This is a genomic window from Faucicola osloensis, from assembly GCF_020041925.1.
Taxonomy (GTDB): Bacteria; Pseudomonadota; Gammaproteobacteria; order Pseudomonadales; family Moraxellaceae; genus Faucicola; species Faucicola osloensis_D.
Genome location: NZ_CP083409.1, coordinates 1,557,328 through 1,579,266, shown reverse-complemented (window position 1 = coordinate 1,579,266; position 21,939 = coordinate 1,557,328). Strand labels below are relative to the sequence as shown.

The window sequence follows — 21,939 nt, the reverse complement described above, 5'->3', positions numbered from 1 at the left end:
AGAACACTACAAAATTATGTTTCACCTAATGGCTGGGGTTGGCTGGGGTTTTTAAGGCTTTGGTTTTCGAATCGGTTGTTGAGTTGGCATCGGTCACGGGTTTAGTATCAGCAGATTTGGCATTGACGGCAGCTGTATCACCAGCTTGCTGTATCACAGGTCGTTTGGTAATTGCCATGCCGTTTTTATAGCGTAAATCCACCGTTTGCAGCGTTTTGAGCTGTGGTTTAAGCTGATTTTGTAACATGATGCTCAGTCGATACAGTTTTTCTGACGTATTGTCATTATCAACCAGTACCCGAAGTCCGTTATCAAAGCGAAATAACCATGCCATTCTAGGCGTTACGATGACTTCTTCAATTTTCATACCCAGTGGCATAAACCAATCACTGACTTGCTTGATTTGCTGCATCATGACAACGGCATTTTGGCTATCGCCTTGTAGCTGCATCAAGCTGGCATTATTTAAGTCATTGCTATCGGCAGGTTTAAATACCGTGCCATTGGCATCGACTAAACGTTCACTACCAAACTTGGCAACGGCTTGGCGCGGTACTACATTGACCACAATACCTTGTTGCCAATCACGGCGCACATCGGCTTGCCCTACCCAATCTACCGTCTCAAGTTTTGCTACATAGCTTTGCAAATCAGCCTTGAGTAGATTTGTGTCGGCTTTTTCGCCCAATAATTGCTGAAGCTGCAGGGTTTGCTGGGTATTTAACCCTTTATGCTGCAAACTAATCACCGCATTGGGTAATTTATTGAACACATTAATCGCCAAAGCCGCTAATATCAGCAACAATAACACAACGCCAAGCATTAACAACTTTGGCAGCAGCTGATGAAAGCGATTGGGGAGCGTAGTATCTAGAGAAGCAGTTGCCACAAATGAATTTGCCATATTGACCAATCATAACTCGGTCTAAAATTATTAATTACTAAAATCTCAACAACAAAAATCACAATAACTAAAAATATTACAAGGATTTATGCTTAGAAGCATATCATAGCAAATTCAATGAAATGAATGGTAAATAGATAATACGCTTCTAGACAATTCAAGTACTTTTTTTGTAAACAAATATAAACGAAAACGACTTATTCACTCAACGTTTGTTCTAAGATACGCACGCATAGCGTCGCAAAATCCATGCCACGCGCTTTTGCTGCCATCGGCACCAGACTATGACTGGTCATACCTGGCACCGTATTGAGTTCAAGTAGATATAGCGTGCCTTCGTCATCTCGTAAAAAATCCACGCGTGACCAACCTTTGCCCCCAATGGCGGCAAACGCTTTTCTGGCGATTTGTTGCATGGTTTGCTCTTGCGCCTCGCTCAAATCTGATGGGCATTGGTAGACGGTATCATCACGATTGTATTTGGCTTCGTAGTCATAAAACTCGGTCGTTGGGATGATGCGAATACTGGGCAACACCTCATCACCGAGGATTGAGCAAGCATACTCACCGCCTGTGATGGCTTTTTCTGCCAAAATAGCGCCGTGGTATTGTTTGAGCTGTGGGTAAGTCTTGGCAAGCTCGCCCACTTCTTTAATTTTAAAGACGCCGACACTACTGCCTTCAGCGGCGGGTTTGACAAACAGTGGTAAACCTAGCTGCTGTTCGATAGCGGTAAAATCGGTATTGTCATCAAGCACGACATAAGGTACGTTTGGTAAATCTAACGCTTGCCAAACTAGGCGGTTGCGAAATTTATCCATGGCAATTGCAGAGGCTAACACGCCACAACCGGTATACGGAATATTAAAACCGTCTAGCACTCCTTGCAGGCTACCATCTTCGCCAAAAGTGCCATGCAGCACATTAAATACGCGGTCATAGTCGCGCAGTTTTGAGATATCTGTTTCTTTGGGGTCAAAGTGATGGGCATCCACGCCTTTAGCGAGTAGCGCATCAAGCACAGCTTTACCACTCGTCAGCGACACTTCACGCTCAGCACTCCAGCCGCCACAGACAACCGCCACTTTACCAAATTGTTTGACATCGATAAGCTCTGACATATTGATTCCTAATCTTTTGTTAACCGAATTTATTGCTATAATTATTTCACACAAATTTTTAAACTATCGCTTGGCTATGACTTAGCTATGGTTTGGGTATGTCTTAGTAATTTTTTTCACTCATAAAATAATCGCCTGCTGGCAGCATGGGCAAGCTACAACAGCTTTTCAATACCTTAGTTTCATAACCGTTTACCGCGTGGTTGTTCAATCAAACGGTTATTTGTCCGCGAGAAATAAATTGTTTTTTGCCAAATCCAGACAAAGTTGACCCACGTTACCCGCCCCTTGGGTAATCAGCAAATCATTGCCTTTTAACATACTACCTAGCACCTGACGGATTTGATCCATGTCATTGATGTTCAGCATAATCGGCTCAACTTGTCCGCGGGTGCGAATGGTACGGGCAAGACTGCGACTGTCCGCGCCTTCAATCACCGCTTCACCCGCGCTATACACATCGAGCAGCATCAACACATCGACTTGTGACAATACGTCCACAAAATCATCGAAGCAATCACGGGTACGGGTAAAACGGTGAGGCTGGAAAATCATCACCAAGCGGCGATCGGGATAGCTTTGGCGAGCCGCTTTGATGGTCATTGCCACTTCGGTTGGGTGGTGACCATAGTCGTCAATCAATAGCACATCGCCTACGCCATCTTTAACAGGGTAGTTACCATTGTTTTCAAAACGTCTGCCCACGCCGGCAAATTTTTTGACCGCTTGGCAAATGGCTTCATCACTGACACCTTCATCGGTGGAGATGGTGATAGCCGCTAACGCGTTATAGACATTATGAATACCGGGAATGTTCAAAGTAATCGGCAGTGGCTCACGGTCTTTACGCAGTACGGTAAAATGGGTTTTGGTGCCGTCCGCCACCACATCAATGGCTTGCACATCGTTATGTTTTTCCAGCCCATAAGTCAACACAGGGCGCGCGATTTTATCAATCAGTCCGTACAACTCTTTGTCATCACCGCACAATACTGCCAACCCATAAAACGGCATATTTTGTAAAAACTGCACATACGCGGCTTTTAGTTTGTCAAAACTGCCGCCATAGGTTTCCATATGGTCTTGGTCGATATTGGTGACAATCGCTGCCATCGGACGCAGCGATAAAAATGACGCATCAGACTCATCCGCTTCCGCCACCAAATAACGGCTTTGACCTAATGACGCGTTTTTGCCTGAGGCGTTAAGTTTACCACCAATCACGTAAGTAGGATCTAATCCTGCTTCGGTTAAAATCATGGTAAGCAGGCTAGTGGTGGTAGTTTTACCATGCGCACCCGCTACTGCAATACCATGACGGTAACGCATCAGCTCACCTAGCATATCGGCGCGGCGTACCACAGGAATACGTCCTGACAAGGCGGCTTGGATTTCTGGGTTGGTATGATCAATGGCTGATGACACCACGACCACATCGGCTTCACTGATGTTTTTGGAATCATGCCCGATAAACACTTGAATGCCCATTTGGGTCAAACGGTCAGTCACTGGGCTTTGTTTGATGTCTGAACCGCTAACCATATAGCCATGATTATGGACAACTTCGGCAATACCGCACATCCCTGCCCCACCAATACCGACAAAATGCACGTGGCGAATACGACGCATCTCTGGAATTTCGACCACGCGCTTGGTAATTTTTTTGGTGACACGGTTGGTTTTTTCAGGTTTTTCAGTAGATTGGGCAGTGGCAGTTTTGGCTGATTTTGACATAGACAGGCTCAATGATAAATGACTTATAAGTTGTAGAAAATAATTAAGGTTTTAACTGGGATAAAATGGCATCGGCAGCCAGCTGTGTGGCATTGGGTTTGGCAAATTCACGCGCTTTTTCTGCCATCGCTAAAATTTGATGACGGTCGAGCTTGGCTAAAATAGCACTTAAACTCTCTGCCGTTAATTCTTTTTGCGGCATTAAAAACGCGGCGCCATGTTCTGATAGGGTTTTGGCATTGGCCGTTTGGTGATCATCGACTGCATGGGGCAGTGGCACAAACACCGCAGGCAATCCAACCGTGGCAACTTCTGTGACCGTGAGCGCCCCAGCACGGCAGACTATCACATCTGCCCAGCTGTATGCTTCTGCCATATCTTTGACAAATGGTAAAATTTCATACTGGGTTGATTGGAGTTGTGCTTCGCTATATACCGCTTGGGTAGCCTCTTGGTTGTTTTTACCACATTGATGCCGCACTTGCCATGGCTTGGCATCTGGCATACTTTCTAGTTTTTTTAGCGTAGGCGCGATATGGTTGTTTAGTGCCTGGGCACCCAGAGAACCGCCAATCACCAATAGCTTTAAAGGACTGGTATCATTGACATCGATACGGGCTTTTGGTGGCGGTACTTGTACGATAGCCTCACGTACTGGGTTGCCCACTGTCAATACTTTAGTAGAAGGTAGTTCGGTGAAGGTATTTGGGAAGGCTTCTAACACTTGATTAGCAAGCTTAGATAGATAGTTATTACTCATGCCTGCGATGGCATTTTGTTCATGAATCAAAATTGGTATTTTACAAAATTTGGCCGCCAATCCGCCGGGTGCGGTCACATAACCACCAAACCCTACCACGATGTCGATTTTATTGGTTTTGATGATTTTGATAGCCGCTAATGTTGCTTTGAGTAAGGTTGACGGCGCTTTAAATAAGCGTTTGATACCGTTACCGCGTAACCCCTGCATATTGATGGCATGGTAGCTAAAGTCGTAATGTTGTAGCAACTCATTTTCCATACCGACTAGGGTGCCGAGCCAATGCACTTGGGCGCCTGATTGTTGTAACGCTTGAGCCACCGCAATCGCTGGAAACACATGCCCACCCGTGCCTGCTGCCATCATCAGCACGCGCGGTTTTTGCATCGTTGGCTCACTCATCTTATTATCCTTGACCAATCCAATCTAGGTGAGGTGGGGATTAAAAAACCCCGTATGACTGACCGTTTATCGGGCAAAACAATCACCATAAAAATGGCAAAATCATAGCATTATTTCACCCAATAATAAAGTAAATCCCTTTAATTGCTAAGTAGCGTGAAGATTTTGCAGTCATCATATCCATTTATAGTTCATAGCTTATATTTCATACCTGATGTTTAGCTGTAACCGTTCTGTCATGAATCAGTCAAGCCTCTGTCACATATCCCCTTTACCATACTCAGCATAATTGTTTCTGTATTATTTCAATAAAATTTATTTCGTAGCCAACTGCTAACTGCTATCAGCAAGGAATTCACTCATGACTGAAGTTAATCAATTAGACCAAACCATTAGCCGCCGTAATGTCATTCGTTTTTTGGCAGGGGTGCCTGCGTTGCCACTTGCCACAGGCTCTGTTGCCACCTTATTGACAGGTTGTGGGAGTGATAGTGATAGTAATAGCACAGCAGGCATACTCAATAATACACGAAAAACCATCAAATCCACTGAGTTTGTTGGTATGGCTGCACCAAATTTATCAAATCCCGCCAATATGGCAACGGTGTATGTGGATTCAAAGCTAAAAGCAACCTTTGATGACAATACCACGACTGAATATAAGCTACAGTATCAACCGTTTTTTAAAACAGGCGATAAATTAAAAGACTTAAAGGGTAATGACATCATTGCAGGCGGCTATTTTGATATCTATAACAAGCCTATCATGGATAGCTCAGTGCTCGCCTCTACGCGCCAGTTTTTCTCTGATTGCCCAGATGGCTCTTCATTATTGACAGTTAAAGGCGCACGTGTTGCGGGTGTAACAGGTAATACCGTATTTGCGGTGGTGCAATTTGAATATACCAGTAAAGACCAAGCCGGCAGCAATACTTACGGTACACTACCTTCACCCATTGCGGTAGTGACGCTTGACCAAAACCCACAAACAGGCGAACTCAAAGTCGTCAAATACCACAATGTAGATATGTCAAAAGTGTATGGGTTATGGATTACTTGTGGTGCATCCCTTTCACCATGGAATACGCATTTGTCATCAGAAGAGTATGAACCAGACGCTTTCATGGCTAAAAGCAGCACCCAATTTAAAGCATTTAGCAAAAACTTATACGGTGATGAAACCAAAGCAAACCCATACCATTATGGTCATTTACCAGAAATCGTAGTCAACGCTGATGGGTCTGGTATCGCCAAAAAACATTTCAATCTAGGTCGTATTTCTCACGAACTGATTCAAGTGATGCCTGACCAACGTACTGCGTTGATGGGTGATGACTTCACTAACAGTGGTTTATTTATGTTTGTTGCCGATAAAGCAGCTGACCTGTCTGCAGGTAACCTCTATGTTGCCAAAATCAGCCAAACGTCAGCAAAAGGTGGCCCTGCGGCTGCCAGCGATTTTAGCATCAAATGGATTCATCTAGGACATGCGACCAGCGCTGAAATCGAAGCATTAGCCAATACAGTAGTACCAACCGATATCATGGATGTCAAATACACTGACCCGAATGATACCTCCTACAAAAAAATCGGCTATGACGGGGCAAATAACTGGGTAAAACTTGCACCGAATAGCAAATTACCGGCAGACAAACTCACCCAAGCGGCTGCCTTTTTAGAAACACACCGCTACGCAGCGCTGCAAGGTGCGTCAATGGCGTTTACCAAAATGGAAGGCACCACGGTCAATATCAAAGATAAAATCGCCTACTCTGCCATGTCTCGCATTGAAAAATCCATGACCACGGACGAGTACGATGTCAAAGTGGCTCAGCTAAAATCAGGCGCGGTGTATGCCCACGAGCTTAAAGGCGGTCAGGTTGATAACAATGGTAAAGCGATTAACTCTGAGTGGGTCTCTACCCGTATGTATGTACCTGAAGGCTTAGCAGGGGAAGACATTGCCAAAGACGCGCTCGGTAATACGTCACATATTGACAAAATCTCTTGCCCGGACAACCTAAAATTCTCTGAAAAAATGCGCACCTTATTTATCGGTGAAGACTCTGGTTATCATGTTAACAACTATCTTTGGGCATACAATGTTGATACCAAAAAATTAGCGCGTATCCTGTCAACACCAGCGGGCGCTGAGTCTACGGGTCTACACGCGGTCGATGAAGTCAATGGCTATACTTATATCATGTCAAACTTCCAACACCCAGGTGATATGACCTTTGTCCCCGCCGTTGAGACAGCAGTTCGCCCGCTCATTAACCAAAACTTCAAAAATGGCTACAGTGCTGCGGTGGGTTATTTGGCGTTTAAAGCTTAATACCCTGCCAAGCGATGATATAAGAAACCCAGTCAATGACTGGGTTTTTTATTTTGCTTTGGCAATGACGGCTAGTGAATTTGCGTTTCAATATGCGATTCAATAAACGCAATAAAATCCTCTGCGATATGCGTGCCGCATTGGTCGTCAATCTCACGCACGCAGGTGGGGCTAGTCACGTTAATCTCTGTCACTTTACCACCAATCACATCGAGTCCGACAAAGTACAAGCCTTTTTGCAGTAGCACAGGCGCCACTTGCTCGGCAACTTGGCGCTCTTGCGCTGACAGTGGCATGGCGACCCCACGACCACCTGCGGCTAGATTACCGCGCGTTTCACCTTGGCTTGGGATACGCGCCAAGCAATAATCCACGGGCTTACCACCGACAATTAAAATGCGTTTATCGCCGTCCTTGATTTCAGGCAAGTATTTTTGCGCCATCACAGGCAAGCTTTCAAGCTGGGTTAGCATCTCAAGGGTTGAGCCGATATTAGGGCTATCGGCGGTCAGACGAAAAATGCCCATTCCCCCCATGCCATCAAGCGGTTTGACGATGACATCTTGGTGGGTTTTGATAAAATCACGGATATGGGTTTGTTTGTTGGTGACAATCGTCGGTGTCATCAGCTCAGGGAATTGCGTCGCAAACAGTTTTTCGTTACAGTCACGTACGCTTTCTGGGTTGTTGACCACCAATACACCTGCTCGCTGAGCGTATTCTAGCAAGTACAGGCTATACAAAAACTGCATGTCAAACGGCGGGTCTTTACGCATCAAGATGACGTCAAACGCCGTAGCAGGCTGCGTGGTTTTTTCACCCAGCTCATAAAAATGCGCAGGGTCTTTAAACGTTTTGAGCGATTGGCTATCAATTTGCAATGCGCCATTATCGAGCCATAAATCGTGAATTTGGCAATAATGCGCCGTGTGACCACGATCTGCAATCGCCCACAGCATCGCAAGCGTGGTGTCTTTTTTGTAGTTGATGGTGTGGATATCGTCCATGACGATCAGAAAATTTAATGGTTTCATTTAGTATCCTTGTTAGTATGCTTGTTCAATTTTTATCAATTGTTCGTTTTGCTATTAAAACATCGATTCGACCGCATTGCCATTGTTATCGTAGCGCATACCGCTGGTCGGTTGTTCATTGGTAAACCAAAAATGGTATTCAGGATTTCCCGCTTGGTTGTAAACAATCGCTTCTTGTACCCCACCCTGACGGAACAACACTTTTTGTTTGATACGGCTATCGGACAATCGATACGTCACCCAACCATCATATAAACCGTTAACCAAGTCGGTGCGAAGCTGGGTCACAAAGTTTGGATAGTACACCACCAAAAATTCATCGAAGTAACCATTTTTCACAAAGGTGGTAAATTGCTCGCCTTCTGGCATCACGCCATTATAAGGACCATCGGCAATGCCTTGTGGCGCAGCTTGCGGTGATTTTGGCGGCAAGATAAGGCTATTTAACGCATCATAAAACGGCTGTTGGTCAGTTGCCACATTGACAATCGCAGGCGGTTTGCTACCCTCCGCCATCAGTTCATTGATACTACTACAACCCGCAAGCGCAAATAATATTGCCGATAAGGTAAGTGCAGTGCCAACACGCAAAAGGTGTGTCGTTGTTAGTGGGGTGGGCAAGGCTTTTGTCAACATAGCCGTCCTCTTCAATGGTTAATTTAAAAACAATCTATCGTTAGCGGGGTTGGGTGATGGATTTTATATAACATGATGTAAAAAACTATCTTGTTAAACAATTATCACTCAGGATGATGGCAACCGCTTATTGAACGCCGTATTGCTCGCGGTAGGCTTGCATTTTGGCAAGTTCCTCCTGCGTGCCATGTTTGGCGACATACTCGGTAATGTCATCCATCGTGACCAAGGCAAGTACCGGTACATTGAGGCTTTGTGCCAATTCTTGAATGGCAGATTGTTCGCTTTGACCTTTTTCTTTACGGTCTAGCGCAACGATAATCCCCGCGACTTTGGCCTCTGATTTTTCTAGTAGCACAACGACTTCACGCATCGCCGTACCCGCGGTCATCACATCATCAATCACCCAAACCGATTTGCCTTTGAGATCGGCGCCAACCAGCATACCGCCTTCCCCGTGGTCTTTGGCTTCTTTGCGGTTGTAGCCCCAATCGGCATTGATTTGGTGATTGTTCCACAGTGCTTGCGCGGTCGCCGCCACAAACGGAATACCCTTATATGCTGCCCCAAAAATCACCAAATCGCTACTGTCGGTAGATTGTAGCTGCTTGGCAAGGGCATCCGCATACCCATTTGCCAACACCGACAATAGCTCACCTGTTGATAACAAACCTGCATTAAAAAAATACGGGCTTATACGACCTGATTTTAGGGTAAATTCGCCAAATTTTAATACGTTGTTTTTGAGTGCCACTTCAATAAAATACTGAGGAATAAACTGCGGTGCGTGAGCGGTTTGGGTTTGGGATGCTTGGGCTTGAGATAATTGCGACATACGCGACTCCAAAAAAGAACAAGTTAAAAAATACTATTAGCCGCCTGTTATGGGGTTTTGCGAGCTAATGGTGATAGTACGTTTGCTGATGGCTGTTTGCTTACCCACTTGCCAGTCGATGGCAAGGGCGGCGAGCTCAACATGCGTCGGCTCGATATATAAATCGTTATGCCGGGTCAAAAAATGCAATTGGGTGCGATGCGCCTCGATGTATTGATTGATAGCATCAGCCAAGTCTTGCAAGGTGATTTGTGGGTTGAGTGATTTGCGTGATTTGCATTGGCATAGCAAAAACACACAAAGCATAATATGGTACATTTGTCCCATCAGATACAGTTTGGTTTCGATATTGAGTAGCGCTTGGTTATAGGTGGCGTCAGACTGTGCGCTGGGGGCATCACCAGCTTGATGTGCGCAGGAATTTTGCAATGTCTGCTGTGACAAGGATGTTGTAAGCGTATTCATACTCGCTAAATGTGGGTATTGACCCATCACCGCTTTCATCAGTGAAATACTACTGTCATTGACGAGCTGCGGCAACAAAGATAGCGGTAAATGCAATGACGGGTGTTTACTTTGGCTGCTATTGGCCTGCTGTTGCTGCTGCTGGATAAAGTGCCGCATCTCAATGGTTTGCTCAGATAGTAACTGCTCTAGCATCTCAGGTTGATGACTTTGCGGATTTTTTTTAGCGATTTTTGTTGTGTTATCCCTCATTGTGTAGGGCTTGGCAACCTCTTTTACACTAGCGGTGAGGTTGTTGTTGGTATCCGTCACGGGCAATGAAAGCGGTTTTTGCATATAAACGTCAATGGTATGACGCGCAGGTATGACGCGCTTATCAATCGGGCGACAAGGATCGGGCAAAGCCAATCTTTCTGCCTCAGTCATCACATTGGGATGGCGTAGCTGGTCTCTGTCTTTAACTTGGTTTTTTGCGGCTTGGCGCTCAGTATTGGAATACGTCATGGCATACACGGCTATAAAATCACTGATAGGTAAATAATTAAAAATTTTTGTTGAAACCCACCAGCCATCACTAATCGCTTAAAGTCGACAAAATATGCTGATAGCCTGACTGCCAATCTGGGTGGTTGAGCCAACTAGCTGGCAAATTAGTGATAATGCGTTTGCCCGTTGTTGGCTCTATACAGGGCAGCGATAAGTTCAAGCCCTGTGCAGTCGCCAAATAGTTTAGCACAGTATAGAGCGGGACTGGCGCGTTATCTGTCGCCAAGTAAACTGGCACGGTTTCACCTGCATTGATGACAGTGACAATGATACTCACCAAATCTGTATCCATAATACGATTAGTCCATGTGTTATTAGGATAATCGCTAGCCGTATTTGGCGACTGCGCTGCTAACTGTTTCGCCATAGTCAGTAGACGCAGCCGTGACTGCCCATAAATCCCACTTGGGCGAATGATAACACTCTCATCTTCAAAGTGCTGCTGCAATAACTGCTCAGTCTGCAAAATCACTTGAGAAGTGGCGCTCGCTGGTGCTGACACAGGGGTATTGATATCAATGACTTCGCCCGCGTTTTGTCCGTAAACGCCCGTCGAAGAAATAAATACCACACGTTTGAGGTTTGGCAGATAGTCACCCAATCTCACCACATTCTCAGCAATCGCATAATAACTGTCACGGTAACCTTGTAGCGACAAGGTATCTGGACTGACAATAATGCAGATTTGGCTAATTTGGCTTGACCATTGACTTAGCTGGGCAATGGCTAACGCGCGCGCATCACTGGCAACAAAATGTAGATTTTTCTGATATAGATTGTCATTGTCGGGCGGCAGCTTGGCTGTCATGGGGTTACAGAAAGCCAAATCTGTCGGCGTGGAGCGGCTGACACCAATCACGCAATGCCCCTGCGCCGCTAATTGCTTAGCAACAGGTAAACCAATTTTGCCCAGTCCAATCATTAAAATGGTTTGCATCATGCTATGACCTATCGCGAATGGCATTAAAAAAGCTGACTATTTCTAATCGATGTATTTTTTAACCGATTTATTGTTGAAAGCGCATCGATAAATCAATGGCTTTGATATGCTTCGTCAATGCGCCCATTGAGATAAAGTCCACCCCTGTTTCTGCCACTTGGCGTAGATGGGTAAGGCTAATATCGCCTGAAGCTTCAAGCTGGCAAGGCTTGCCAAGACTAGCAACCAACTCGACCGCTTTGTGGGTATCTTCAATGGTAAAATTATCGAGCATGACGATATCGGCATTGGCAGCGATGGCTTGATGCAACTCATCAAAATTTTCCACTTCAACTTCCACTGGCTTATTGGCAATCTGACGCGCCTGACTGACTGCTTGGGCGATACCGCCACACGCCATGATGTGGTTTTCTTTTATCAAAAAGGCATCGTATAGCCCGATACGGTGATTATTGCCGCCGCCACACAGCATGGCGTATTTTTGCGCATGGCGCAGCATTGGGAGCGTTTTACGCGTGTCTAACAATTTGGTCGGTAGTTCTGCGATGACCGCCACATGGTTGGCAACCACAGTGGCAGTGGATGATAAAGTCTGTAAAAAATTGAGCGCGGTACGCTCACCCGTCAGCAGCGCTCGGGTGTTACCGATGAGCGTCACCAAAACTTGATTGGCTGCCACAGCGTCACCGTCTTTGACTGCCCAATCAAGCTGCATATTGGGGTCAAGCTGGCGAAATACTTCATCCACCCATGCCTTACCCGCGACTACCATCGGTTCACGACAAATAATCGTTGCCGTATCGCACTGTGTTTCGGGTATTAACTGCGCATTAATATCCCCAGTGGCGATGTCTTCTTGCAGCGCAAGTGCGACTTGTTTGGCGATTTCAATACGTAGTAGTGAGCTGATTTGGGGCGTGGTGGTCGAGGTGTCACTAATGGTTTGGCTAGCAGCAGACATGCAAATAATCCCTTATTGTCGATGGGGCATTTTCGATGAGGTATGTTTGATTGTATTATCGCTTATTCTTTGGGGGCTTGGGTAGTAGTTTGTTGATATAAACGCAGGGCAATCAACGCCAAAGCGGCTACAATTGCGGCGAGTACACCCCACAGTGCCCATGTTTTGTAGCGTTCAAACGACGCGTTGGGATTATTCAATGCCTCGATATTTTGCATTTGTCCTTCAACGGTATTGCCAAGGCTGGTAAGTTGTTGGTTGGATAGCGTGATATTGGGTTGTTGTAATACGCGTGGCTCGTTGATTACCAGTCGGTAAGGTGCTGTGCCTTGTGCTAAAAAGTACATCTCATACATGGGCGTTAACAGATTGACCGGTAAATCATCTTGCTGCATTTGAGCCTTCAATTGCAGCGACTTGGTCAATGTGGGTTGCCAACTGACCGTGGTATGGTCTTTATCAATTTGTGAATTGGCTAAAGTTTTATCATTAGTTACATTGGCGGTTTTGTTGATTTTAGCCAATTGATTGGCTTCTTGTTCAGGTACGTTGATGCTCACTTGCCACAGCTGATTTTCGGGGACAAAAAAATTCACCCCTGTGGTCAACATGGGCTGAGCAAGGCTAAGCCGCCATTGGTTGGCGTCATCTTTGGTTTTTGAAAAACTGGCGCGGGTCAAGAACAAACTTGCCTCACTCACCATGTGATTTAAGCTTGCTGCCTCAAGATTGATAGGCTGATTCGCCACCACTTGCCAATACCGATAATTGGCTTGCTGCGGCTCGATGGCAATAGCATTGCCTGTCGCTATCGGATGATTGCTGCCGTCAGTTTGCGGCGCTACCATTTGGCTATGTTGAGTAGGGTTAAAGGGGCTGACCACGGTTTGGCTGACCATCTGCCAGCTTTGCAAGTCATCACTGCCATAAATTTGCAGTTGCAGTGGGCGCTTGCTGGGCTGGGCTGAATTCACGGGTAAAAATTTTAGCCAAAGATTGACCGCTTGCTCGGTGGATAAAGCAGGTTGGGTTTTGGCAAAGTTGGGATTGGTTAACCACCAAGTTCTGACTGGGCTATTGGTAACAGCGGAGACTGGGTTTGAAGGTAAATTGCTAAGGTCAATGTTAATCGATTGTTGGTTGTCTGGGTTATCAAGCTGTACGGTCAACGCATGGCGTAATTTTTCCACCGCATTGGGGTTATCTGTCTCCACGCTAACTACTTGCAATACTTGATTGACAGATGATTGTTTACTGACCGGGCGAATCGCCATCGGCATAATATGACCTTTGGCATCAATCAAGCGGTAATTTTGTTTATCACTAATAGTTGCCCCATTTTGCTGCATGATTAAAGCCAACAAACTGGGCGTTAACGACGAAAATTTTACCAGTTGGGCGCTGTTGGGGTTGTCCGCTTGATTTTCTCCCGGTAAATCAATGTCGATTGCAAAGCTATTTTGCAATGCCTCAAAGCCATAGCTGATACTGTCAGTGTCATGCTCTTGCTCTGAGTTGTCAACGATGGCGGGCGCTACCGTGGTCGTGGTGGTTTTTTGCGAGGCAACAGTAACGGATGCCGTTTGCGTAGGGTTTTGGGCATCTGCTTGCGTGTAAATGATAGCTACTAACAATAGCGGCGAAACTAAAGTTGCCGATAAAATACAGGCGCGGTGTTTGGCTAATCTCACGTGACAGTGCTTATTTTTTTTCATTTTTACTTCATTGTTAATTTATAGTTACTATAGAATTCATAGCCCCTATGTAATAGCTACTATATACTTGATATGACTTTACAAGCCAACCGATTGCGATGGACATTGACAAAAACCAAGACCAACTAGACCAAACCAAAAAGCCGCGTAGCCCGTGTTTGCCTTATCGACATAAAGCCGTCAGTCATAACTAATCTAAAAAATTTGAAAAGCCTAGCATCGCATGGTTAGCATCAGTAGGCAGTATCAACCTTAAAACCTTAATTTGTTATGTTAGAAAAATGATAAATGACATTCTAACTCATTGATAGTAATTAGATTTATACTTTAATTGCTGTTGCACTTTGCCCTATAAAGATATTAACAATACCCATTCAAAACTTCTATACCGTGCTACAAACCACTAACAAGAGAACCGATATTTTGGATAAATTCTAGCCAGATGTTACAATTTAAAGACAATTAGGGAGTAATTCCTTGTGCATTTATCTAAGCCCGCCTGCCGTAAATACGAAAAATAACCCACGTTATTTACGATTTTTAGCAGGGGGTTACTTAGCTTTTTTTGGCTGCATTGGGTTTGGCTGACTTGAGTTTGCCTGGCTTGAGTTTGCCTAACCTCGGTTTACCTACTTTGGGGGGTAAGGGTGCAAGATAACCAATGACTAGCATCAACAAGCCTGCCCCAATAAAAGACACCACACGCAGTACCGCACTGGTATTCGACATATCAATCAATACCAACTTGGCAACCACCATGGTTAATAATGCGATACCGGCAAACCATACCAAGCGAATGGCTTTTTTGTTTGCCAAGAACATCAATACCATCGCAATGACGGTCCATAAGATAGTCAGCCCCGTCTGTACCATACTGACTGACCAAGCACCCTGTTCCCAAGTCGGTGTGCCCCAAACGCTGGCAAACCCACGCACCAACATACTACTGACCGTCACAAATGCCCCTAAACCGCAAGCCACCAAAACGATAGTACGATAGTTAGTATCAACTTTGAGTGCCACATAAGATTGGTACAGTAAAATGCTGATTAAGGTCAAATCAAGCGGATTGAGCAGCGGCAGATAAACGCCCAATAGCTGACCGTCTAACGAGAAATTGGCAGATAAACTCCAAATAAAGGTCATCGGTACCAAAATATAAGCACTGTGTTTAAGTAGCCTATCCACCTCTAACCAACCAAGTAAACGACCACCAAACGCCTGCAATCTTGGCAGCAACAACAAACTCATCAGCCCAAGCACAGCCAGCACGGTCGGTAATATAGTGATAATGGCTCGAAGCTCTTGGGCATGCTGCCAATAGTTAAATGGCACTTGTTGCAGCATCCAAGTTAGCATGGCAATCCCTACCAAAAACCAAACGAGCGAGTCAACGCTTGTATCGAGTCGGTCGCGGTGCCAGCGACTAAGCAGCCACGCCCCTAGCAATTTTGCGATGGCAAAACAGCCGAGCATGGCAAGCAAATAACGCCCCAACCCGCTAAATGCTTTGACGTGATAATCGTTTAGGTCTACAACCGTCTCGACCTTAACATGGGTGAGACAGACTAGCACCCAGCTCATCATCACAAACGGTAAAATCAAGCGGCTCACCTTACGCATACTGCGCCAAACAAAACGCTGATGCATCAGTTGCCCCACAATTAAAAATACCGCCATAGCCACAGCAAGTTTGATAGTGGTGGTTTTGCCACCGTTGTTCCAAAAGGAGTCAGCGGATAAAATCGCCGACAGATACAGCACAAACCCGACAACCACAAGCGCGGTGGCAACAAAGCTGTGACTGGCATTATCAGCAATTTGTTGAACCCGTTTATACGTCGTTTTGACTGCCCCAGGTTGAAGTTGAGGTTGAGGCTGAGCTTTAGCTTGGAGTGTGGCTGGCGTTTGGGGTTTGGCTGCCGCGATATTGACCCTACCGTGACGCAAAATAAAAGCAGACAGCAGCACACACGCTGTCAATACGGTCAGTGGCAAGGTGGATGAAGCCGCCACTATAGACGTTTGGTGCGGAATAGATAATTGATCCAGTAGCCCATACCAATGCCGCATGAGGGTATCAAAACCCACCAATAACACGATACTAAAGCCTTGCAATGCCAACCCAAAATATACCGTCCAGCGTCTTTGGGTACGCGCACCAAGCCACACCAATGCAGCACCCTGCACTGCCCAACCGATACTAATCCATTTGGCTGATAGTGCCAGTGGTATCACCAAAGCCAAAAACCCACAGCCGAGCGCAAGGCTGGCTTCAATAAGTAGCTCAAAGCTGTTATCAAATTGGTTGTTGGCTTGTCGGTCGCCTACGATGCTACGGCGATGATGTTTGAGCAGCCACAATCCTAGACTCAAATAAATAGCTGATAACGCACTGCTAGCAAAGGCCAGATGATAAGGCAAATCATTGAGCAAACTTGCCATCAGCCCAAACCCCAGTAACGCGGTGCCAAACAACAGGCCTGAATCTATCGATAGAATTGGGCGTTTGGCTACCCCCCTGTTCATTTGTAGCAGCATTTGGTTATAACTTACGACCTGCTGAGAATATCTAACCGCAATAAACAGATACAGCGCCATGTGCCCAACCAATAACCCTAACAGTTGCCAGCGTAATGACAGCCAGCCTGCACCTGCACTATTGCCACTAAATGCACGAAATCCCCACACATACGCAAGCCCAAAAGTCACCGCTAGGCTTAGCGCATTGAGCAATTTCCAAGTGCGATAATGGGCAATCACCGCAACCGCTATATTGAGTAATAAATAATAACTAAATAGCATCACCACACTACCGTCAGGTCGGCTGACCAGTATCGGCGCAAAAAACGCCCCACCGAACGCCAAGACCGCAAGCGGCAGCGCATTTTGCCACACCGAAAACATCACTGTTAACCCTGCCAGTAACGCAAGCACACCGAAGGTTAAGGTGGATGGTAGTAGTCCATACAATTTAAAACTCGCAAACACCGTCAGATAAATCACCGCAAAGCCGACACCTTGCAAAGTCAACCCATAACTGCGTTTTTTGGTAGTGGTGCGATAACCGATTGCCGTTATCACCAAGCCGCCCAACGCTACCAGCGCCATGCGCACAGGCATCGATACCTCAATATATTGGCTTGCAAGTTTGAGTAATAACACCACGCCCACTAGCAACACCAGTGCACCCACACGCACCACCAAGTTTTCCCCAAAAAACCATTGGGTGGCACTTGCCCAAAGCGATGTCACAATATTGGTAGCGCTTTCATCATCTCTTAAAGAATGAGAAGAATGAGAAGAATGAGATGATGACTGTGACAAGGTAGGTTGATGCGGTGGGGCTGAGTCATTCACGGACGGCTGCGTCGCCGTTGGCGGAGCTGAACTAACCGAAGCGTCAAGCGTATTCGCGATGGGCAAAGATTCAGCCGCTGGGAGGGGGGCTAGGATGGGCGCTGAGACGGGAGCTTGACTGATGAGCTGCGTGATGGGTTCAGTGACAGGCTGATTTTGGCGAATATCGCTTGCCGATTGCTGGGTAGATGATGGCTTTGCCTCGCTGCTTAGAATATACACAGTTGCCATGACGTCAGCGAGTTGTTTTTGCAGGTTGTCGAGCTTGGATTCAAGCCGGGTGATTGCTTTTTGTTGGGCAAAAATTTTATAAAACGCCCCCACTACTGCCAGTATCAACGCCGCTATAATCGTATCCATCGGATGTCCTACCCTTGTTGTCAGCTTAGCGATAGCATACCATTTTTTTGCAACATTGCTTTTTTTTAACTGTGTCTTTCGGTTAAGGTGATGATAAGCCCATTTTATGCTAAATTAGCCATAGCATTGAGTAGCGTTTTACCAACTATTTGAAACACCATTTTGATGATTGGGCGGGGTATAGTTATGTCGGGATTTAGCATTGAGCAGGGTTTGTTAAGCCCATGCGAGTTTGTGGCGTCACCCAATTTTGGTGAGCGCCCCGACCCTAATGATATTCACCTGATTGTGATTCATAACATCAGCTTGCCGCCGAGTGAATTTGGTCTAAAAAATAACCAAGGCGAGCATTTTGTTCGTGCATTTTTTCAAAATCAATTAGACCCCAAAGCGCATCCGTATTTTGAAACCATCTATCAGCAGCAGGTCTCCGCGCATTTGTTTATTGAGCGTGATGGTAGGGTCACGCAGTTTGTGAGCTTTGATGAGCGTGCTTGGCATGCTGGCAAATCTAGTTATTTGGGCGTGCCAAACTGCAATGACTATTCGATTGGGATTGAGCTGGAAGGTGATGATTATAGCGAGTTTGATGACAGGCAATACCAAGCTTTAAGTGGCGTGATTGCCGCGATTTATCAAGCTTATCCCAAAACCATCAATCATCTAGCCGGTCACAGCGATATCGCGCGCGGCCGCAAATCCGACCCGGGGCTGTATTTTGATTGGATGAAATTAAGAAGCATGGTCAATAGAAACACGGTCAATAGAAACATGGTCAATAAAAGTGACATAAGCCATTAGATGATTTTCCAAAATTTATCGTATGGCAATTTTGTAGGATAACGATTTTGCAAAATAATAGCGCCCAAATCAAACTACAAAATCCAAGCACTATACCCACTTCTCGGCAAAACTTGCAGCGATTCTTTCATGTCAAAACTTATCAAATCCACCGCTATTATTAGTTTCTTTACCTTATTTTCACGTATCTTGGGCATGATTCGCGACATGGTATTGATGAGCGTGTTTGGCACGGGTGGCATGATGGATGCGTTTTTGGTAGCCTTCAAATTGCCCAATTTTTTGCGGCGGCTGTTCGCTGAAGGCGCTTTTGCCCAAGCTTTTGTCCCTGTACTATCCGATTATCAACACCAAGCCCAAAATAACGACATGACCGATAGCAAAAAAGCCTTGCTTGGCATTCAAATTCTTATCAGTCGGGTGGCAGGTACGTTATTGTTGATTCTATCAGGTCTTACCGCCGTGATAGTCATCTTTGCGCCCGCTGTGATTGCTGTGTTTGCGGTGGGTTATCTGCATGAGCCTAACAAATTTTTAACCGCAGTTGAGCTGCTTCGTATCACTTTTCCTTATTTATTATTTATCGCCATGACTGCGTTTGCTAGTAGTATTTTGCAAAGCGTGGGGCGGTTTGCCTTACCTGCCTTTGCACCGGTGATTTTAAATGTGTGTATGATTGTGGGCGCGATTTGGGTAGCGCCGCTGCTTGCCAAACCAATTTTGGCGGTCGGTTATGCCGTTGCGGTGGCAGGTTTGCTGCAGTTATTGATTCAATTACCGCAATTGCATAGCCATCAGCTGCTGGTGATGCCAAAGGTCAGCTTTCGTCATCCTGGCGTGCAACGGATTTTAAAACTCATGCTCCCTGCGCTGTTTGGGGTCTCGGTTACCCAAATCAATATGCTGGTCAACACAGTACTGGCTTCAACCATGGTCGATGGCTCGGTCTCTTGGCTATATACCGCAGAGCGGATGAGCGAGCTGCCGCTAGGGCTGATTGGGGTGGCGATTGGTACGGTGATTTTGCCCAGTCTATCCAAAAGTATCGCAAGCGATGACCATCAACAATTTGGACATACCCTAGATTGGGCGACGCGGCTGACGGTGTTGGTCGGGGTACCTGCATCCATCGCGCTTGGCATGATTAGTAATGTGCTTATGATATCCCTGTTTGAACATGGGGAATTTGTGCGGCAAGATGCCATGATGAGTGGGCTTGCGCTACAGTGCTTAGCGGGTGGGATTTTGGCATTTATGCTCATTAAAATATTTGCCCCGGCTTTTTTTGCCCGTCATGACAGTCGCACCCCTGTCAAAGTCGGTGTGATTAGCGTGATTGCCAATGTCGTGCTAAGCCTAGTACTGGCTGGATTATTTAAAAAGTGGCAAATCGCGCCCCATGCCGGGCTAGGGCTTGCCAATACACTGGCGTCTTTTATCAATGCGGCGCTGTTATATTTTTATTTACATACCCAAGGTATTTATCGGTTTGGCGCGGCTTGGCGACGATTAGCGGTTATCTTTGCCATGGCAAATGGGGCGATGGGGTTGGCACTTGCCGCTGGTATTCATTTTTTCCCGGTTACCGCGCATCAAGGTATTCGTATTGTTGCACTATTGGCGCTGTGTGTGGTGGGCGCTGCGGTGTATGGCGCAGCGCTATTAATCGCTGGCTTTAAACTATCAGAACTAAAACCGCATCATAGCGTTCAATAAACAATAGACAACGGAAAACAGACAAAAAAACGGCTAAATAAAATTTATCTAGCCGCTTTTTTTAACTGAAGTTTTTAATTGAGTTTTGTGACTGAGCTTTTTTAGCGCAGCAAAACATTAGCGCATTAACCTATCAATGCATTACAATGTTTTAGCGCTTTATCGAATTTTGGCAGTCTTTATTATCACAAATTCCATACAGCACCAACGAGTGCCCTGCTAGGGTAAAGCCAAAGTCTTTGGCGACTTTTTCTTGTAGCGCTTCGATTTCTTCATTGTGAAACTCAATGATTTTGCCGCATTGGTCACATACCAAGTGGTCATGGTGCTCATCTTTGGCGATTTCAAACACTGACAAGTTGTTTTCAAAATTGTGACGCTCGACAATCCCCGCTTGTTCAAACTGGGTTAGCACGCGGTAAACAGTCGCAAGCCCTACATCTTCACCGTGCTCCATCAAGGCTTTATACACATCTTCCGCGCTCATGTGATGGGATTCGGCTTTTTCTAGCAATTCTAAAATTTTCAAACGCGGCAACGTGACTTTCAAACCGGCACGACGCAAATCTTGGTTGGTAAAAGACGACATATAAATCCTTACACCCTATCAGGTGTCGCTTATAAACTGAAAATTATAACTATAATAACAAATTCGATAAAATCCCACAGTAAAAAAACGTGACATCACTGGCAAAAGCGCCCGTTGACAAATAACGGGCGAATGCAGACTAGAGATAAAGTAGGCTAACCACCAGAACGCCAAATACCAAACACCACGGCGTTTTACACCCAAACATTAACTGTATGTAAAATAATTTAAATTTTGCGGTCAATAGGTAGGCAAAAAAACCCAAATCACGTATGATAAGTCGTAAATTTTATCGTTCACCATCTCAAAGCGGTTTGACAAATGACATCTATCACAACAGTATCAAAAAAACTGGCAGTCCTGCCTTTGGTTGCCGTAATTAGCAGCGTCAGCGTATTACCAGGTTGCTCATGGTTTAGCGTGTACAAAATCGATATCCCACAAGGCAAGCCGATTCATGAAGACAAATTAAGCCAAGTGCAAGTGGGTATGAATGCCAATCAAGTGCTCTATATACTAGGTAGCCCAACCTTTAGAGACACCCTAAATCCGGTACGTTGGGATTATCTGTACGATTTTACCCCAGGTACTAACGCTAAACGCGCCAACAAGCCAGCAATTCATAACGCCCAACAATACGCCAAAATTTATTTTGACCAAAATGGTATTGTCACCCGTATCGAGCGCCCAGCCGTGACTCAGTAAGTTTTTTTGACTAAAAAAGC

17 protein-coding genes are annotated in these 21,939 nt (G+C 45.6%); 4 read left to right on the top strand and 13 right to left on the bottom strand.

Going from position 1 to position 21,939, the window contains the following annotated elements; genetic code table 11:
* Positions 1-25: 25 nt before the first annotated feature.
* The 4 genes from LAJ61_RS06975 to murG form a co-directional block, all read right to left on the bottom strand.
* On the bottom strand, positions 26-904 hold the full coding sequence (locus LAJ61_RS06975; protein WP_224053335.1) for a cell division protein FtsQ/DivIB: 879 nt from the start codon (positions 902-904) through the stop codon (positions 26-28).
* A gap of 197 nt (positions 905-1,101) precedes the next feature.
* Positions 1,102-2,025 (bottom strand): D-alanine--D-alanine ligase, encoded by a 924-nt coding sequence (locus tag LAJ61_RS06970; protein WP_160002520.1) that lies wholly within the window; start codon positions 2,023-2,025, stop codon positions 1,102-1,104.
* 219 nt (positions 2,026-2,244) lie between these two features.
* Positions 2,245-3,654: a UDP-N-acetylmuramate--L-alanine ligase gene (gene murC / locus LAJ61_RS06965; RefSeq protein ID WP_224054825.1), complete on the bottom strand. Its 1,410-nt coding sequence runs from the start codon at positions 3,652-3,654 to the stop codon at positions 2,245-2,247.
* Between the two features lie 148 nt (positions 3,655-3,802).
* Positions 3,803-4,921: an undecaprenyldiphospho-muramoylpentapeptide beta-N-acetylglucosaminyltransferase gene (murG, locus tag LAJ61_RS06960; RefSeq protein ID WP_224053334.1), complete on the bottom strand. Its 1,119-nt coding sequence runs from the start codon at positions 4,919-4,921 to the stop codon at positions 3,803-3,805.
* 361 nt (positions 4,922-5,282) lie between these two features.
* Between murG and LAJ61_RS06955 the strand changes: the two genes are divergently transcribed.
* Entirely contained in the window at positions 5,283-7,256 is a 1,974-nt protein-coding gene (locus tag LAJ61_RS06955; RefSeq protein WP_224053333.1) for a PhoX family protein, read from the top strand.
* A 71-nt stretch (positions 7,257-7,327) separates the two neighbouring features.
* On the opposite strand, the gene gshB is transcribed toward LAJ61_RS06955, so the two are convergent.
* From gshB to LAJ61_RS06915, 8 genes are all read right to left on the bottom strand, one after another.
* Entirely contained in the window at positions 7,328-8,290 is a 963-nt protein-coding gene (gene gshB, locus LAJ61_RS06950; RefSeq protein ID WP_224053332.1) for a glutathione synthase, read from the bottom strand.
* 54 nt (positions 8,291-8,344) lie between these two features.
* Complete coding sequence (locus tag LAJ61_RS06945; RefSeq protein WP_224053331.1) at positions 8,345-8,926, bottom strand: hypothetical protein; 582 nt, start codon at positions 8,924-8,926, stop codon at positions 8,345-8,347.
* A 127-nt stretch (positions 8,927-9,053) separates the two neighbouring features.
* Positions 9,054-9,761, bottom strand: a complete 708-nt coding sequence (gene pyrE / locus LAJ61_RS06940) for an orotate phosphoribosyltransferase (RefSeq protein WP_224053330.1) — start codon at positions 9,759-9,761, stop codon at positions 9,054-9,056.
* A gap of 36 nt (positions 9,762-9,797) precedes the next feature.
* A complete protein-coding gene (locus LAJ61_RS06935) occupies positions 9,798-10,730 on the bottom strand; it encodes a hypothetical protein (protein WP_224053329.1) in 933 nt (310 codons plus the stop codon).
* A gap of 70 nt (positions 10,731-10,800) precedes the next feature.
* The gene (locus tag LAJ61_RS06930; protein ID WP_224053328.1) at positions 10,801-11,712 is read right to left on the bottom strand and encodes an NAD-dependent epimerase/dehydratase family protein; all 912 of its coding nucleotides are present in this window, start codon (positions 11,710-11,712) and stop codon (positions 10,801-10,803) included.
* Between the two features lie 67 nt (positions 11,713-11,779).
* Entirely contained in the window at positions 11,780-12,673 is an 894-nt protein-coding gene (nadC, locus tag LAJ61_RS06925; RefSeq protein WP_224053327.1) for a carboxylating nicotinate-nucleotide diphosphorylase, read from the bottom strand.
* Positions 12,674-12,735: 62 nt separating this feature from the next.
* A complete protein-coding gene (locus tag LAJ61_RS06920; RefSeq protein ID WP_224053326.1) occupies positions 12,736-14,388 on the bottom strand; it encodes a DUF3999 family protein in 1,653 nt (550 codons plus the stop codon).
* A 555-nt stretch (positions 14,389-14,943) separates the two neighbouring features.
* The gene (locus LAJ61_RS06915) at positions 14,944-18,108 is read right to left on the bottom strand and encodes a DUF2339 domain-containing protein (protein WP_224053325.1); all 3,165 of its coding nucleotides are present in this window, start codon (positions 18,106-18,108) and stop codon (positions 14,944-14,946) included.
* Between the two features lie 186 nt (positions 18,109-18,294).
* Here LAJ61_RS06915 and ampD point away from each other — a divergent pair, with 186 nt between their 5' ends.
* Positions 18,295-18,909 (top strand): 1,6-anhydro-N-acetylmuramyl-L-alanine amidase AmpD, encoded by a 615-nt coding sequence (ampD, locus tag LAJ61_RS06910; RefSeq protein WP_224053324.1) that lies wholly within the window; start codon positions 18,295-18,297, stop codon positions 18,907-18,909.
* A gap of 129 nt (positions 18,910-19,038) precedes the next feature.
* Positions 19,039-20,625, top strand: a complete 1,587-nt coding sequence (murJ, locus tag LAJ61_RS06905) for a murein biosynthesis integral membrane protein MurJ (RefSeq protein WP_224053323.1) — start codon at positions 19,039-19,041, stop codon at positions 20,623-20,625.
* 151 nt (positions 20,626-20,776) lie between these two features.
* Here the strand turns inward: murJ and fur are convergent, their stop codons facing one another.
* On the bottom strand, positions 20,777-21,214 hold the full coding sequence (gene fur, locus LAJ61_RS06900; protein ID WP_050325439.1) for a ferric iron uptake transcriptional regulator: 438 nt from the start codon (positions 21,212-21,214) through the stop codon (positions 20,777-20,779).
* 321 nt (positions 21,215-21,535) lie between these two features.
* Here fur and LAJ61_RS06895 point away from each other — a divergent pair, with 321 nt between their 5' ends.
* Positions 21,536-21,919, top strand: a complete 384-nt coding sequence (locus LAJ61_RS06895; protein ID WP_224053322.1) for an outer membrane protein assembly factor BamE — start codon at positions 21,536-21,538, stop codon at positions 21,917-21,919.
* Positions 21,920-21,939: the final 20 nt, after the last annotated feature.

Excerpts from the sequence above, each read along its gene's own strand:
- LAJ61_RS06975 (WP_224053335.1), bottom strand. The coding sequence starts at position 904 with ATGGCAAATTCATTTGTGGCAACTGCTTCTCTAGATACTACGCTCCCC.
- LAJ61_RS06970 (WP_160002520.1), bottom strand. The coding sequence starts at position 2,025 with ATGTCAGAGCTTATCGATGTCAAACAATTTGGTAAAGTGGCGGTTGTC.
- murC (WP_224054825.1), bottom strand. The coding sequence starts at position 3,654 with ATGCGTCGTATTCGCCACGTGCATTTTGTCGGTATTGGTGGGGCAGGG.
- murG (WP_224053334.1), bottom strand. The coding sequence starts at position 4,921 with ATGAGTGAGCCAACGATGCAAAAACCGCGCGTGCTGATGATGGCAGCA.
- LAJ61_RS06955 (WP_224053333.1), top strand. The coding sequence starts at position 5,283 with ATGACTGAAGTTAATCAATTAGACCAAACCATTAGCCGCCGTAATGTC.
- gshB (WP_224053332.1), bottom strand. The coding sequence starts at position 8,290 with ATGAAACCATTAAATTTTCTGATCGTCATGGACGATATCCACACCATC.
- LAJ61_RS06945 (WP_224053331.1), bottom strand. The coding sequence starts at position 8,926 with ATGTTGACAAAAGCCTTGCCCACCCCACTAACAACGACACACCTTTTG.
- pyrE (WP_224053330.1), bottom strand. The coding sequence starts at position 9,761 with ATGTCGCAATTATCTCAAGCCCAAGCATCCCAAACCCAAACCGCTCAC.
- LAJ61_RS06935 (WP_224053329.1), bottom strand. The coding sequence starts at position 10,730 with ATGACGTATTCCAATACTGAGCGCCAAGCCGCAAAAAACCAAGTTAAA.
- LAJ61_RS06930 (WP_224053328.1), bottom strand. The coding sequence starts at position 11,712 with ATGATGCAAACCATTTTAATGATTGGACTGGGCAAAATTGGTTTACCT.
- nadC (WP_224053327.1), bottom strand. The coding sequence starts at position 12,673 with ATGTCTGCTGCTAGCCAAACCATTAGTGACACCTCGACCACCACGCCC.
- LAJ61_RS06920 (WP_224053326.1), bottom strand. The coding sequence starts at position 14,388 with ATGAAAAAAAATAAGCACTGTCACGTGAGATTAGCCAAACACCGCGCC.
- LAJ61_RS06915 (WP_224053325.1), bottom strand. The coding sequence starts at position 18,108 with ATGGATACGATTATAGCGGCGTTGATACTGGCAGTAGTGGGGGCGTTT.
- ampD (WP_224053324.1), top strand. The coding sequence starts at position 18,295 with ATGTCGGGATTTAGCATTGAGCAGGGTTTGTTAAGCCCATGCGAGTTT.
- murJ (WP_224053323.1), top strand. The coding sequence starts at position 19,039 with ATGTCAAAACTTATCAAATCCACCGCTATTATTAGTTTCTTTACCTTA.
- fur (WP_050325439.1), bottom strand. The coding sequence starts at position 21,214 with ATGTCGTCTTTTACCAACCAAGATTTGCGTCGTGCCGGTTTGAAAGTC.
- LAJ61_RS06895 (WP_224053322.1), top strand. The coding sequence starts at position 21,536 with ATGACATCTATCACAACAGTATCAAAAAAACTGGCAGTCCTGCCTTTG.